Genomic DNA, 14,570 nt, shown 5'->3' on the forward strand with positions numbered 1-14,570 from the left:
AGTTCCGGTTCTGCCGGCGATCGATCGGCTCTTAGCGCACCTGATCGAGCAGGCGCTTGCACTCCAGAAGGTCGAACAGTGCTTCCTGCAGCAAAGCGCGATTGTCGCGCGAGAGTTTCGACGTGCCCGGCTGCACCGGACCTTCGTCGTCGGTTTTGCCCAGGCCGAAAAAGCGCCGGCTGGGTTTCACCTTGGGCTCGCCGACCAGCATCTCATCATCGGCGCCGCGCGGCTGGGCCGCCGGCGTCAGCGGCACCGCATCGGCCTGCCGGCGTTGCGAGATCGCCTCGACGGCCGCCATGTCGCCATTGCCGATAGCGACCAGGAAGTGGTTTCCGTTCTCGCGCAGCAGCTTCTGCACGCCCTTGATCGTATAGCCCTGGTCGTAGAGCATATGGCGGATGCCCTTGATCAGTTCGACATCCTGCGGCCGGTAGTAGCGGCGGCCGCCGCCGCGTTTCATCGGCTTGATCTGGTTGAAACGCGTTTCCCAGAAACGCAGCACGTGCTGCGGCAGGTCGAGATCTTCTGCGACCTCACTGATGGTGCGGAAAGCATCGGGGCTCTTGTCCATGGGCGAAATCCTCACGCTGGAGCATGATCCCGAAAGGTGGGAATCGGTTTTCGGGCAAGATCATGCTCAACAAAGAACCATTCCAATCCGGCTTGTTCTGCCGAATCGGGCCTTATTTCAGCGGTTTATGAAACAATATTCAAGCCCGGCGTAAAAGCGGGCGATCGTTTTCAACCGGGCTTTGAAGCGCAGGCGCTATTTGCTGCCCTTGGCCTTGCTGTTCTGATGGGCGCGCAGGATGCGGTTCTTCAGCACATTCGATGATTTGAAGGTCATCACGCGGCGCGGCAGGATTGGCACTTCCTCGCCGGTTTTGGGATTGCGCCCGATGCGCTCGTTCTTGGAGCGGACATGGAACGTCGCGAACGACGACAATTTCACCGTCTCACCGCGAACGATCGCTTCGCAAATCTCATCCAGAACCGCTTCGACGAGCTCGGCCGATTCAGTACGCGACAAGCCGACCTTGCGATAAACGGCTTCAGCAAGATCGGCGCGCGTAAGTGTCTTTCCCCCCATGCGAACCGTCCCATCAGCTCAAAAATATAAATCGATACAAGCAAAGATAGAGCCTAAGTAATTGATCCGGCAAGGTCAAGGACCGAACCTGTCAGTTCGGCAAACTTACCAGCGAACCAAAACCGCGCCCCAGGTGAAGCCTCCGCCCATCGCCTCGATCAGCACCAGGTCACCCTTCTTGATGCGGCCGTCGGCGACGGCCACCGACAGAGCCAGCGGCACGGAAGCAGCCGAGGTGTTGCCGTGCAGATCGACCGTGACCACCACCTTTTGCTCTGCTATCCCGAGCTTTTTGGCGGAAGCGTCGATAATTCGTTTGTTGGCCTGATGCGGCACGAACCAGTCGAGATCCTCAGCGGTGATGCCGGCCTGTGCGAACGTCGCCTCGATGACGTCGGTGATCATGCCGACCGCGTGCTTGAACACCTCGCGGCCCTCCATCCTGAGATGGCCCACCGTTCCGGTGGTCGATGGTCCACCGTCGACGAACAGCTTGTCCTTGTGGGCCCCGTCGGAGCGCAGGCTGGCCGCCAGCACGCCGTGGTCAGCAATGCTGCCCGCCCCCTCTCCTGCTTCCAGCACCATCGCGCCGGCGCCGTCGCCGAACAGGACGCAGGTCGAGCGGTCGCTCCAGTCGAGGATGCGCGAGAAGGTTTCCGAGCCGATCACCAGCACGCGTTTTGCCAGGCCGCCACGGATATAGAGGTCGGCGGTCGTCACCGCGTAGACGAAGCCCGAGCATACCGCCTGCATGTCGAAGGCGAAGCCGTGATGCATGCCGAGCCGGTTCTGGATCTCGACAGCGGTCGCCGGAAAGGTGTTGTTGGGCGTCGACGTCGCCAGCACGATCAAGTCGATATCGGCTGGCGTCAGGCCGGCATTGGCCAGCGCCGCGCGCGCCGCCGCCTCGCCCAGTGAAGCCGTCGTCTCGTCGTCGGCCGCGATATGGCGCTGGCGGATGCCGGTGCGCTGGGCGATCCATTCGTCAGACGTCTCGACCATGCCTTCGAAATCGGCATTCTTCATAATGCGGCGGGGCAGCGCGGCGCCTGTGCCGCGCACGACTGATCTGATCAAGGCTCTTTCCTATTCCTCTGCGTCGGCAACGACGTCGGATTTCCTAGATGTCTGGGCATGCGGATTGCGCGCATGGAACAGGTCGAGGTCGGCTTCGATGCGATCGAGCAGATTGTTGCGCACCATGTCGTAGCCAAGCTCGATCGCCGCCGCAAAGCCGTCCGAATCGGCCCCGCCATGGCTTTTCACCACGATGCCGTTCAGCCCCAGGAAAACACCGCCATTGGAGCGGCCGACATCCATCTTCTCGCGCAGGCGATCGAAGGCGCCCTTGGCGAACATATAGCCAATCCTAGCCATCAGCGTCCGGTTCATCGCCGCGCGCAGGTAACCGGCGATCTGTCGTACCGTTCCTTCCGCCGTCTTCAGCGCGATATTGCCGGCAAATCCTTCGGTGACGACCACGTCGACCGTGCCCTTGCCGATGTCGTCGCCCTCGACGAAGCCATGGTAGTTCATCGAGGCCATGTTGGCTTCGCGCAACATGCGGCCCGCCTCCTTGACCTCTTCCTGGCCCTTGATCTCCTCGACGCCGACATTGAGCAGGCCGACGCTCGGCCGTTCGATGCCGAAAACCGAGCGCGCCATGCCGGTGCCCAGAATGGCAAAATCAACCAGTTGATGCGCATCCGCGCCGATGGTGGCGCCGACATCCAGCACCACGCTTTCGCCGCGCAATGTCGGCCAGAGCGCCGCGATCGCCGGGCGGTCGATGGTCGCCATGGTGCGAAGGCAGAACCTCGACATCGCCATCAACGCGCCGGTGTTGCCGGCCGAGATGCAGGCGTCGGCGGTGCCTGCCTTGACCGCCTCGACGGCTTTCCACATCGACGACTTCCAGCGGCCATGGCGCAGCGCCTGGCTCGGCTTGTCGTCCATCCTGACTGCTATCTCGCAATGGATGAACTCGCTCACTTCCGCCAGCTTGGGGAATTTTGCGAGCTCGGGGCGCACCGCCTCCTCGCGACCATAGATGACGAAACGGATGTCGGGACGCCGGGTCGCGACCGTCATGAGCGCCGGGATGACCACGCTTGGTCCGTGATCGCCGCCCATGGCATCGATGGAAATCCTGATCACGCGGTATTCATCTCACAGTTTGCTTGAGCGAGCGCCTGGCGCTGGCAACGGTTTGGGGCTCGCGAAGGTTCGGCGAAAATAGCGTTTTTGGGCTGCCGCACAACCGGCTTTCTCCGATTGGGTCGGCTTTTCAGGATTTTCCCAGCAGGGAACGCAGCTTTTGCTGGAATTCGCTTTCCTCAGTCCCGGCATCGTCGGCAGCCTCCATCGAAACGCCTTGCTTGCGCGGATAGGGATCGATCGCCAGTCCAAAGAACTGCTCGGCAAGCGCCCCGACATCAATCGTATTGCCGGAAAACGTCTCCGGGCTGTCCGGCCCTTCGGCATCGAGCAGTATCTCGCCGCCGCCCTCGAAACCCTGCCGCCCGAGCTTGGACTGCTCCGGCAGAAACAACCCGTCGACCGCCTCGTCGATATGCGCCGCGACCGGGTCGAGGGTGACGATGCAGGCCTGGGTGATGTCGGCCTCGACGCGGCCGCTAACCTTGACGCCGTTGCGCTTCCATGGCGTCACTAGGAGTTCGGCGCGGTAGTTCTCGACCGAGAGCAGCTCGTGCTCGCCCGCCAGCGCGGCGCGTTGCGCGGCGTCGGCCTCGATCACCACCGGCAGCCCCTTTTGCGGCAGCCGGGCGACATTGGCCAGGAAGGACACAGGGCTCTGGGAATCGGCGTGTTTCATCTTTTCCTTAGATAGTCTTGGGGACGGGGAATGCCACCGTGCCGGAAACAATCGATTCGGTCGGCTGTTCCGCGAGTCGCCTGGAGACATCGGCGACGTAGCCGGCCAGATCCGTTGCTTGCGGCCAGGCGCCGGCATCGGGCCTGACATTGCGGGCAAGGGCAATAGAAAGTGCGTCGTGGTCATTTCGCTCCAGCGCATCGTCATAAGCGGCGGTGCGGCCGTAGAACATCTTCGCCAGTTTCTTCATGCGCTTCGGCACACCGACGTCGCCGACGCCCAGTTCCCGCAGCGAATGCTCGACATCCATGAAGAACTCGTCGATCAGCACCTGCGCGACCTCCCCGGCAACGCCGCCCTCGCCGCGCAGCCGGTGCTGAAACAGGAACATGTGCAGCGACAGCATCTCGAAGCGGCCAAGCGGCGTGTCCGGTACATTCCAGTCGGAATAAAACACGGTTTGCCGCGCCGCTGCCACGATTTGTGCGTAAAGCGCCTCGGTGATAGCGCGGTTGGCGTGACGTTCGCGACCAAAAAGGCGCTGGAACATTGAGGGTGGTCTCCCGGGGACCGTTTGTTGAATTGGCCTTGTTGCATCGGCGAGCAAGCTGGTTTACCGGTTTTGCGGCCCAGCGCAAGTTGCGGCCAGCTAATGGAGTTGTAGTTGCGCGCGCTGAAATTCAAGTCGACTTTTCTGCCCAGGCCCGCTTTGTCCAGGTCCGCCGGCGCAATCTCGCTGCTGGTGCTCGCTTCGGCGCTTTCCGCCTGCAACTCGTCGAAGATGATCGGTGATCTCAATCCGAGCGAGACGCTGACGCAGGGCTACGTCATCGACCAGCAGGCGATCGACCTGGTGCCGGTCGGCTCAAGCCGCGAACAGGTGCTTCTGGCGCTCGGCACGCCATCGACGAAGGCGACTTTCGACAACGAGGCCTTCTACTACATCTCACAGACGCGCAAGCGTTACGTCGCCTTCGACAAGCCGAGGCTGGTCGACCAGAAGGTGCTGGCCGTCTATTTCGGCGAGGACGGGCGCGTTACCCAGATCGCCAATTACGGCTTGAAGGACGGCAAGGTGTTCGACTTCATCTCGCGGACCACGCCGACCGGCGGCAAGGATCAGAACTTCCTCAGCCAGATCATCAACGGCGCCAGCAAGCTGGCGCCCGGCCTACCCGGCGGTAGCGGCGGCATGCCCGGCGGCTGATTCCTTTCGGCCTTTCTTCCTCTCTTTTGCTTCCTTGGAAGCAGCAACATCTCAGGCGACAGAAAACCCGCGGGAGCGATCCTGCGGGTTTTCGTTTTGAGGCAGCAGCCATTGTCGCAGGCCACGCGAAACATTCAAAAATGAAAAACCCGCGGGATCGCTCCCGCGGGTTCGGTCTGGATTTCGGCCCTGGGGCTAGAGCGGTTCATCGTTTCACGGAAACGCCGAACCGCTCTATCTCTTTGTTTTTGCGCAATTCCGGACGGAAAACCGCTTCACACTTTTCCTGGAATTGCTCTGAGCGGCCTCAGCCGTGCGCGAGCACCGCCAGCAGCAGCAGGGCGACGATGTTGGTGATCTTGATCGCCGGGTTGACCGCCGGGCCGGCGGTGTCCTTGTAAGGATCGCCGACCGTATCGCCGGTCACCGAGGCCTTGTGCGCCTCGGAGCCCTTGAGATGCTTGACGCCGTTCTTGTCGGTGAAGCCGTCCTCGAACGATTTTTTCGCATTGTCCCAGGCGCCGCCGCCAGAGGTCATCGAGATGGCGACGAACAGCCCGTTGACGATGACGCCGAGCAGCGAGGCGCCGAGCGCTGCAAAGGCGGACGCCTTCGAGCCCGAGATCAGCAGCACGCCGAAATAGACGACCAGCGGCGCGAGCACCGGCAGCAGCGACGGAATGATCATTTCCCGGATCGCCGCCTTGGTCAGAAGGTCGACCGCACGCGCATAGTTCGGCTTCGACGTGCCGGCCATGATGCCCGGATCCTCGCGGAACTGCTTGCGCACCTCCTCGACGATGGCGCCTGCCGCGCGGCCGACCGCCGTCATGGCGATGCCGCCGAACAGATAGGGGATTAGGCCGCCGAAGATCAGGCCGGCGACGACGTAAGGGTTGGAGAGGTCGAAGGAGACTTCACCCATGCCCTGGAAGTAAGGATATTTGTCGCCATTGGCGGCAAAGAACTTCAGGTCATTAGAGTAGGCCGCGAACAGCACCAGCGCGCCGAGACCGGCCGAACCGATGGCGTACCCCTTGGTCACCGCCTTGGTGGTGTTGCCGACAGCGTCGAGCGCATCGGTGGATTGGCGCACTTCCTTGGGCAAGCCGGCCATCTCGGCAATGCCGCCGGCATTGTCGGTGACCGGGCCGAAGGCGTCGAGCGCGACGATCATGCCGGCGAGGCCGAGCATCGTGGTGACCGCGATCGCCGTGCCGTAGAGGCCGGCGAGCTGGTAGGTCGATATGATGCCGCCGACGATGACGATCGCCGGAAGCGCCGTCGATTCCAGCGAGACCGCAAGGCCCTGGATGACGTTGGTGCCGTGACCGGTGACCGAAGCCTGGGCAATGGAGTTCACCGGGCGCTTGTCGGTGCCGGTGTAGTATTCGGTGATCACCACGATGAGGCCGGTCACCAGAAGGCCGATCAGGCCGCAGATGAACAGGTTCCTGCCGGTGATGGCCATGCCGGCGACCGTGCCGATCTCGCCCCAGCCCAGTGTTACCGAGGTGGCGACGCCGAGGCCGATAATGGACAGCAGGCCGGTGACGATCAGGCCCTTGTAGAGCGCGCCCATGATCGAGCCGTTGGAGCCGAGCTTGACGAAGAAAGTGCCGACGATGGAAGTCAGGATGCAGGCGCCGCAGATGGCCAGCGGATAGAGCATCGTGGCGCCGAGTACGGCGGTGCCGCCGAAGAAGATTGCGGCGAGTACCATGGTGGCGACCACCGTCACCGCATAGGTCTCGAACAGGTCGGCGGCCATGCCGGCGCAGTCGCCGACATTATCGCCGACGTTGTCGGCGATGGTGGCCGGATTGCGCGGATCGTCTTCGGGAATGCCGGCTTCGACTTTGCCGACGAGATCGCCGCCGACGTCGGCGCCCTTGGTGAAGATGCCGCCGCCGAGACGGGCGAAGATCGAGATCAGCGAGGCGCCGAAGCCGAGCGAAACCAGCGAGTCGATGACGACACGGTCGTTGGGCTGAAGGCCCATGAAGTGGGTGAGGATCAGGTAGTAGATCGAGACGCCGAGCAGCGCTAGGCCCGCGACCAGCATGCCGGTGATGGCGCCCGACTTGAAGGCGATCTCGAGGCCGGCAGCGAGGCTGTTGGAAGCCGCCTGCGCGGTGCGCACATTGGCGCGCACCGAGACGTGCATGCCGATGAAGCCAGCGGCGCCCGACAAAACGGCGCCGATCAGGAAGCCGATGGCGGCGGTGATCGAAAGCAGCCACCAGGCGAGCAGCAGGACCACGACACCGACGATGGCGATGGTGGTGTACTGGCGCGCCAGATAGGCCTGGGCGCCTTCGCGGATGGCCGCGGAAATTTCCTGCATGCGTGCATTGCCCTGATCGGCCGCGAGGACCGAACGTGTCGCCCAGATGGCGTAAAGGACTGAAAGCAGACCGCAGGCGATGACAGCTGAAATTATGGTCATTGCCGGATTTTCCTCGATTGATGACCCAAAAGAACCCCTCCCTGGGCCGTTGAGACAGGGAGCGGATTCCGCGCGCGGAATCCGCTCCCTTCGCACCGGCTTATGCGAAACAGGGCAGTGAACGTCAAGATATTGTTCGTTTTTTGCCCGGCTTTCGCCCAAAAGCTATGGGCGGCGACACGCCCGTCGGCGCCGCCGCCCGATTAGATCGATTGAAATCGGCTGGCGGGCGTCAGTCTTTGCGCAGGTCGCCGTCCGGCTGGACGCGAAGATCAGCACCGCCAGCATGGTCATGTAGAACATGAAAGCCTTTTGCTGGCCGTTCCAGACGCTGGACAGTATGATTTCGCCATCGTCCGCCGCCGCTGGATTGCGGGCGAGACGGGCACCACGCTCGAAGTGACGCTCGATCACCCGGCGCGTTCGGGCGGACACTGAAGCGAACGACCCTCGCCCGAGGTGCTACGCTGTCTCTCGCCCCATGCGGCGCGCGGTGTAGCGCTCGATCGCCGACAGCCCGTCATAGATCAGCACAGCAAGGGCTGCGACGATCAGGCCGCCCTGCAGGATAAAGGCGAGGTTGTTCGACAACAGACCGGCGATGATCACCTCGCCCAGTGTCCTGGCCGCCACGGTCGAGCCGATCGTCGCGGTGGCGAGGCTGATGACCACCGACAGCCGGATACCGCCGAGAATGATCGGCGCGCTGAGCGGCAGCTCGACCTTGACCAGCCTTTGCCAGCCGGTCATGCCGGCGCCGCGCGCCGCCTCGACCACGTTGACAGGCAGCGTCGTCAGCCCGGTCAGCGCGTTCTCGAAGATCGGCAGCAGGCCGTAGAGAAACAGCGCGATCAGCGTCGGCTTCTCGCCGAAGCCGACGGCCGGCACGGCAAGCGCCAGCACCGCCACCGGCGGAAAGGTCTGGCCGATATTGACCAGGCTGCGCGACAGCGGCAGGAACTCGACGCCGGCTGGCCTGGTGACCAGGATGGCGAGCGCCACAGCAACGATGGTCGCGGCCACGGTGGCGATCAGCACGGTCCTCAGATGCAGCAGCGTCAGCGACAGCAGGCTTCCCTGGTTGTAAATCACTGGCGCGTTGTTCTCGGTAAGCGGCTTCAGCAGCGGTTCGAACCAATCGGGATTGGTCACGAAGGCAATGAGCAACACCACCAGGACAAGCCTGAGCAGCGACGGAAGCCAAGCTTTTAAGCCAGCCTCTTTCATGCCGGCCTCGCCGCGCGCTTCACCAGCCCGTCCACCGTCACGCGGCCGAGCGGCTTGCCGTCGGCGCCTTTCACCGGCAGCGCCGGGCGGCCCGACCAGAGGAGCTCAGCCAGCGCATCGCGCTGGCTGGCGTCGCCGGGGATCGCATCGCCCTCTGCGCTGCCCTTCTCGACGGCGTCGCGCACGCGGCCGAGCGACAGCAGCCTGAACGGTTTTTCGCTGGCGCCGACCAGGCTCTCGACGAAAGCGCTGGCCGGCTTCGCCAGGATCTCGGCGGGCTTGGCATATTGCACCAGCTTGCCGGCATCCATCACCGCGATCTTGTCGCCCATATGAACCGCCTCTTCCATGTCATGGGTGACGAGGATGATGGTGGTGCCGAAGCGCTTCTGGATCGCCAGAAGATCCTCCTGCGCCTTGTTGCGGATGATAGGGTCGAGCGCGCCGAACGGCTCGTCCATCAACAGCACGTTCGGCTCCGCGGCAAGCGCGCGGGCGACGCCGACGCGCTGCTGCTGGCCGCCGGAGAGTTCGTGCGGATAACGTGGCCCGAACGCCTGGGGATCGAGCTGGTAGAGCGTCATCAACTCGTCGACACGGGCCTTGATGCGGGCCTTGTCCCAGCCGAGCAGCACCGGCACGGTGGCGATGTTCTGCGCCACCGTGCGATGCGGAAACAGCCCGTGGCCCTGGATGGCGTAGCCGATGCTGCGGCGCAGCTCATAGCCGGGCAGCGAGCGGTTGTCGGCGCCGTCGAGCTTGATCACGCCCGCGGTCGGCTCGACCAGCCGGTTGATCATGCGAAGCAGCGTCGTCTTGCCGGAACCGGAAGTGCCGACGATGACGGCGATGGTGCGCGGCTCGATCACCATCGACACGTCGTCGACCACCGTTGTCGCATCATAGCGCTTGGTAATGCCTTCGATCTCGATCATGCCGGTTGTGCCTCGCGTCTCTTGGTGGAGGTCATCTCGATCACCGCGTCGAGGATGATGGCGGCGGCAAAGGCGAGCGCCACCGTCGGTATGGCGCCGAGCAGCACCAGGTCCATCGCCGTCTGGCCAACGCCCTGGAACACGAACACGCCAAAGCCGCCGCCGCCGATCAGCGCGGCAATGGTGGCAAGGCCGATGTTCTGGACCAGCACGATGCGGATGCCGGTGAGGATCACCGGGAAAGCCAGCGGAAATTCGACGCCGAACAGGCGCTGGCGCTCGGTCATGCCCATGCCGCGCGCGGCGTCGTTGGCGGCGCGCGGCACGCCGGCAAGACCGACCACGGTGTTGGCCACCACCGGCAGCAGCGAATAGAGGAACAGGGCGACGAAGGCGGGCGCGGTGCCGATGCCGCGAATGCCGAGGGAGGCAGCGCCGGGCACATGCGTCGCGACCCAGCCGAGCGGCGCGATCAGCAGGCCGAACAGCGCGATCGAGGGAATGGTCTGGATGATGTTCAGCACGTTGAGCACGCCGGCCCGCAATTGCTCGACGCGGTGGCAGAGAATGCCGAGCGGCAGGCCTGCGATCACCGCCGCCGCCAGCGACCCCAGCGCCAGCGTCACATGCTTGGAGCCTTCCGCCCAGAAACTGTCGGCACGGTTGGCATATTCCTTGAGGATCGACAGGCTGTTCCAGCTTCCCGAGACCAGCAGCAGGCCGATCGCCGCTGTCGCGACGACGAGCACGCCGATCCGCGCCCCTGGCGACAGGTTCAGCCTTGTCAGCACATCGGCGAGCAAAAGCGTAAAGGCGAAGATGAGCAGCCAGAAACCCGAGGCCGGCGAGATGCGGGCAAAGGTGTTGCCCTCAAGCGTCAGGAAGCTGCCGGCGACCCCGATCAGCAGCGCCAGTGCTGCAAGCGCGGCCACACTTGCGGCAAGGCGCAGGATCAGCGGTGTCTTCAACAGCGCGATGAGCGCCGCGATAAGCACGATTGCCAGCAGCAGCGGGCCTGTCACCGCAGGCAGAGCGTCGAGGATCGAGCGTGCCTCGCCTGGCACGATGCGGTTGGCGCGGAAGGTGGCGAAGGGCGCCGCGAAAGCAGCATAGGCAACGATCACGGCGATGACCACGCCGAGCTTGTCGAAGCGGATGGTCATGACGTACCTATGCGATGGCGGCGACTTGAGGACCTGACGTCAGGACCGTCGTGCTCCGTCGCGCCCCCCTCTGTCCTGCCGGACATCTCCCCCACTTGGGGGGAGATCGGCAGCTTCATTGCCGCCGATCCATCTTCCCCGTTGGCGATTGGCGAAAGCCGAGCGTGCATCCAATCTCCCCCCGTGTGGGGGAGATGGCCGGCAGGCCAGAGGGGGGCGCCTCGCACCGGCGTCATTTTCCAAACGGCTGACTACTTCAGAAACCCGTTCTTCTTCAAAAAATCTTCGGCGACGCCCTTGGCCGGCTCGCCGCCGACCTGCACGCGGCCGTTCAGTTCCTGCAGGGTGACGAGATCGAGCTTGGCGAAGACCGGCTTCAGCAGCGTCTCGATCTCAGGATGCTCCTTCAGCACCGCCTCGCGGATGATCGGCGCCGGCTGGTAGACCGGCTGCACGCCCTTATCGTCTTCGAGCACGACCAGGCCGGACGGCGCGATGCCGCCATCGGTGCCGTAGACCATGGCGGCGTTGGCGCCGTTGGTCTGGTTCGCCGCAGCGGCGATGGTCGCCGCCGTATCGCCGCCAGACAGCGTGATCAGCTGGTCCGGCTTCAGGGTGAAGCCATAAGTGGTCTGGAAGGCCGGCAGCGCGGCGGCCGAATTGACGAACTCGGCCGAGGCCGCCAGCACCACCTGGCCGCCGCCGGAGACATATTTGCCGAAGTCGGACAGCGTCGCCAGCTTGTTGGTCTCGGAGACATCCTTGCGCAATGCGATCGCCCAGGTGTTGTTGGCCGGCGACGGCGACAGCCAGACGATCTTGTTGGCATCGTAGTCGAGCTTCTTGGCCGTCTCATAGGCTTTCGCCGCATCCTTCCACACGGGATCGTCGGCCTTTTCGAAGAAGAAGGCGGCGTTGCCGGTGTATTCCGGATAGATGTCGATCTCGCCGGCGGTGATCGCCTTGCGCACCACAGGGGTGCCGCCGAGCTGGATGCGATCGGTGGTCTGGATGTTGTTGGCGTTCAGCACCAGCTGGATGATGTTGCCGAGCACGCCGCCTTCGGTGTCGATCTTCGACGACACGACCACTTGAGCGCTCGCCGAGGCCGCGGTGATGCCGAGCGCCAGTGCCGCGCCGGCCAGAACCTTGACTGAAAACATTTCACAAATCCCTTGCTGAGAACCGGATTACGGCTGCCGCATATGAGCATGGCTTCAATGCCTCGTCGGGGTACACGGTTTCATAAGAGGGGGGATGGGCGCAATAATTTTGTTCGGATGCGGGTGAATCCGCTGCTGCCTCGTCCCGACAGCGTCATGTCACTACAGCGCCGCGCGTCCGTTTGGACGCGCAAGGACGCTGTAGCACTTTTGATTTTGCGCATGATCCTTTCCGAACCTTCGGTTCGGGGTCATGCGCTGGTCTGCCGCGCGCTCGTCATCTTCAATGCGCCCAGAGCCACGAAGCACAGCACGACGACAGGGAAGATGATCCAGTTGAGCATTTCCCAGCCCCAGGCATTGTAGACCGCACCCGACATCAGCGAAGCAAAGGCGACGGAGCCGAACAGGACGAAGTCGTGAAAACCCTGGACCTTGCCTTTCTCGGACGGCCGATAGCTGTCGGCCACCATGGCGGTGGCGCCGATGAAGCCGAAATTCCAGCCGAGGCCGAGCAGGATCAGCGCCGTCCAGAACTGCCACAGCGCCAAGCCCGACAGCGCCACCACGGCGCAGCCGATTAGCAACACCAGTCCGGCCGCCACGATCCGCTCGGCGCCGAAGCGGTGGATCAGCGACCCGGTGAAGAAGCTCGGCGCAAACATCGCCATGACATGCCAGGAAATACCGAGCGTGGCATCGTCCGTCGACAGGCCGCAGCCGACCATGGCCAGCGGCGCGCCGGTCATGACGAAGCTCATCAGTGCGTAGCTGCCGACGGCACAAAACAGCGCCGCAACGAAACGCGGCCTGGTGACGATCTCGGAAAGCGGCCGCGCGTCGCTGTCGGCGATCTCCACTTTGCCAGTTGCCTTGGCCGGAATGCGCAGCAAAGAGAGAATGGCGGCGCCGACCGCGGCCAACACCAGGATGGATGCAAACGAGCCGGCAAACATCACCGGCGAGAACAGATCGCGGGTGAAGATGACGATCTGCGGCCCGAGTATGGCGGTGACGACGCCGCCGGCCAGCACGAAGGAGATAGCGCGCGCCTTGAACTCCGGCGTCGCATTGTCGGCGGCAGCGAAACGGAACTGCTGGACGAAGGCACCGCCCACCCCGATCACAGCCAGTCCGAAGGCGAACAGCCAGAAGTTGGGGTGGAACAGCGCCAGTGTGGCGACCAGTCCACCCAGCGCAGTGATAATCGTGCCGGCCATGAAACCGTCGCGCTGGCCGAGCCAGCGGATGATGGCTGCCGCCGGCAGGGAACCGAGCGCCACGCCGACATTGAAGCCCGTGACCGGCGCCGTCGCCAGCGACTTGTCCGCATCGAGCAGATGTTGTCCGGCCAGCGCACCCAGGGAAATGGCGATAGGCGCGGCCGAGCCGATGATGGCCTGCGAGGCCGCAAGGATGAACGCGGTTCGACGCGCTTCCCTACCAGCCTCGGCGATAGCAATGGCCGTCATGAAGCGTCCTTGCCACGCCCCTCGCCGCGCACCCGACGCGACACGCGATCGAGCACCGCGTTGACCAGCTTCGGCTCGTCTTCTTCGTAAAACGCCTTGGCGATATCGACATATTCCGAAACGATGACAGCCACCGGCACGTCCTCTCGCTTCATCAGCTCGTAGACGCCGGCGCGCAATATGGCGCGCAGCGTCGAATCGAGCCTGGACAATGGCCAGTCCTCGGTCAGCGCCTGGCGGATGATCGGATCGATGGTTTTCTGGTTCTCGACGACGCCGGCGAGGATGGCGCGAAACCATTGTGCGTCCGCCTCGCGATAGAGGGCGCCGTCGACTTCCTTGCCGAGCCTGAACGCCTCGTATTCGGCGGTGATCTCGAAGACGCCGCTGCCGGCCACATCCATCTGGTAGAGCGCCTGCACGGCGGCTAGACGGGCAGCACCGCGCTTGTTAGCGTGGCGTGCCGCGGGCTGGCCGGGTGATGCGGGTTCGCTCACGATCGCTCTCCCAACTGTTGCTTGAGGGCAATCATAGTCAGCGCCGCACGCGCGGCAAAGCCGCCCTTGTCGCCTTCCGAGCGTTTGGCCCGCGTCCAGGCCTGCTCGTCGTTTTCTGTGGTCAGGATGCCGTTGCCGATGCAGACCGCTTCCTGCACGGACAGGTCCATCAGGGCTCGGCTCGATTCATTGGCGACGATGTCGAAATGATAGGTATCACCACGCACGATGGTGCCGAGGGCGACAAAACCGTCATAGCTTGGCCCGCCTTCGGCGGCGCCGTCGAGCGCGAAAGAAATCACCGCGGGAATCTCGAGCGAGCCCGGAACGGTGACGACATCGTATGTCGCGCCCGCTTCATCGAGCGCGGTTGTCGCGCCTTCGAGCAGCGCGTCGGCAAGATCGTCATGGAAGCGCGCCTCGATGACAAGAAGGTGGGCCTTCTTCTTCGGGCGAATGAACGCTTTGCCGTGTTGGGATGTGCCAGCCATAGATGTCTCCGGGATCGCCGGTGACTTAGGCCGAAGC

At 63.7% G+C, this 14,570-nt stretch carries 16 protein-coding genes; 2 read left to right on the plus strand and 14 right to left on the minus strand.

Features of this window, described 5'->3' with window-relative positions; translation table 11 throughout:
- Positions 1-31: 31 nt before the first annotated feature.
- The 6 genes from EN885_RS15835 to EN885_RS15860 all read right to left on the minus strand — a co-directional run bounded on the left by EN885_RS15835 (position 32) and on the right by EN885_RS15860 (position 4,479).
- Positions 32-574 carry a MerR family transcriptional regulator gene (locus tag EN885_RS15835; protein WP_095485784.1) on the minus strand — a complete coding sequence of 181 codons (543 nt, stop codon included), beginning with the start codon at positions 572-574 and terminating at the stop codon, positions 32-34.
- Positions 575-769: 195 nt separating this feature from the next.
- Positions 770-1,093, minus strand: coding sequence for an integration host factor subunit alpha (locus EN885_RS15840; protein ID WP_095485783.1), 324 nt, complete (start codon positions 1,091-1,093; stop codon positions 770-772).
- Between the two features lie 105 nt (positions 1,094-1,198).
- Entirely contained in the window at positions 1,199-2,170 is a 972-nt protein-coding gene (locus EN885_RS15845; protein WP_095485782.1) for a beta-ketoacyl-ACP synthase III, read from the minus strand.
- 9 nt (positions 2,171-2,179) lie between these two features.
- Positions 2,180-3,250, minus strand: coding sequence for a phosphate acyltransferase PlsX (plsX, locus tag EN885_RS15850; RefSeq protein ID WP_095485781.1), 1,071 nt, complete (start codon positions 3,248-3,250; stop codon positions 2,180-2,182).
- 130 nt (positions 3,251-3,380) lie between these two features.
- Positions 3,381-3,929 (minus strand): YceD family protein, encoded by a 549-nt coding sequence (locus EN885_RS15855; RefSeq protein ID WP_128242151.1) that lies wholly within the window; start codon positions 3,927-3,929, stop codon positions 3,381-3,383.
- Between the two features lie 7 nt (positions 3,930-3,936).
- A complete protein-coding gene (locus EN885_RS15860) occupies positions 3,937-4,479 on the minus strand; it encodes a ubiquinol-cytochrome C chaperone family protein (RefSeq protein ID WP_095485779.1) in 543 nt (180 codons plus the stop codon).
- Between the two features lie 114 nt (positions 4,480-4,593).
- On the opposite strand from EN885_RS15860, the gene EN885_RS15865 reads away from it, so the two are divergent.
- The gene (locus tag EN885_RS15865; RefSeq protein WP_126106893.1) at positions 4,594-5,136 is read left to right on the plus strand and encodes an outer membrane protein assembly factor BamE; all 543 of its coding nucleotides are present in this window, start codon (positions 4,594-4,596) and stop codon (positions 5,134-5,136) included.
- Between the two features lie 307 nt (positions 5,137-5,443).
- Here EN885_RS15865 and EN885_RS15870 read toward each other — a convergent pair whose 3' ends face one another.
- Positions 5,444-7,585, minus strand: a complete 2,142-nt coding sequence (locus EN885_RS15870; protein WP_095485777.1) for a sodium-translocating pyrophosphatase — start codon at positions 7,583-7,585, stop codon at positions 5,444-5,446.
- Between the two features lie 312 nt (positions 7,586-7,897).
- On the opposite strand from EN885_RS15870, the gene EN885_RS34685 reads away from it, so the two are divergent.
- Complete coding sequence (locus EN885_RS34685) at positions 7,898-8,023, plus strand: hypothetical protein (RefSeq protein WP_281035142.1); 126 nt, start codon at positions 7,898-7,900, stop codon at positions 8,021-8,023.
- Positions 8,024-8,047: 24 nt separating this feature from the next.
- Here EN885_RS34685 and EN885_RS15880 read toward each other — a convergent pair whose 3' ends face one another.
- From EN885_RS15880 to ribH, 7 genes are all read right to left on the minus strand, one after another.
- Positions 8,048-8,812, minus strand: coding sequence for an ABC transporter permease (locus tag EN885_RS15880; protein WP_127206464.1), 765 nt, complete (start codon positions 8,810-8,812; stop codon positions 8,048-8,050).
- Positions 8,809-9,747, minus strand: coding sequence for an ABC transporter ATP-binding protein (locus tag EN885_RS15885; protein WP_128242152.1), 939 nt, complete (start codon positions 9,745-9,747; stop codon positions 8,809-8,811). Before EN885_RS15885 ends, EN885_RS15880 begins: the two co-directional genes overlap by 4 nt.
- Positions 9,744-10,910: an ABC transporter permease gene (locus EN885_RS15890; RefSeq protein ID WP_128242153.1), complete on the minus strand. Its 1,167-nt coding sequence runs from the start codon at positions 10,908-10,910 to the stop codon at positions 9,744-9,746. Before EN885_RS15890 ends, EN885_RS15885 begins: the two co-directional genes overlap by 4 nt.
- Before the next feature lie 251 nt (positions 10,911-11,161).
- Positions 11,162-12,073 (minus strand): ABC transporter substrate-binding protein, encoded by a 912-nt coding sequence (locus tag EN885_RS15900; protein WP_095485771.1) that lies wholly within the window; start codon positions 12,071-12,073, stop codon positions 11,162-11,164.
- A gap of 251 nt (positions 12,074-12,324) precedes the next feature.
- Positions 12,325-13,545: an MFS transporter gene (locus EN885_RS15905; RefSeq protein ID WP_095485770.1), complete on the minus strand. Its 1,221-nt coding sequence runs from the start codon at positions 13,543-13,545 to the stop codon at positions 12,325-12,327.
- Positions 13,542-14,042, minus strand: coding sequence for a transcription antitermination factor NusB (gene nusB / locus EN885_RS15910; RefSeq protein WP_095485769.1), 501 nt, complete (start codon positions 14,040-14,042; stop codon positions 13,542-13,544). The genes EN885_RS15905 and nusB overlap by 4 nt, the downstream gene beginning before the upstream one ends.
- The gene (gene ribH, locus EN885_RS15915; protein ID WP_095485768.1) at positions 14,039-14,533 is read right to left on the minus strand and encodes a 6,7-dimethyl-8-ribityllumazine synthase; all 495 of its coding nucleotides are present in this window, start codon (positions 14,531-14,533) and stop codon (positions 14,039-14,041) included. Before ribH ends, nusB begins: the two co-directional genes overlap by 4 nt.
- Positions 14,534-14,570: the final 37 nt, after the last annotated feature.

The organism is Mesorhizobium sp. M6A.T.Cr.TU.014.01.1.1 (assembly GCF_004022765.1).
Lineage (GTDB): Bacteria > Pseudomonadota > Alphaproteobacteria > Rhizobiales > Rhizobiaceae > Mesorhizobium > Mesorhizobium mediterraneum.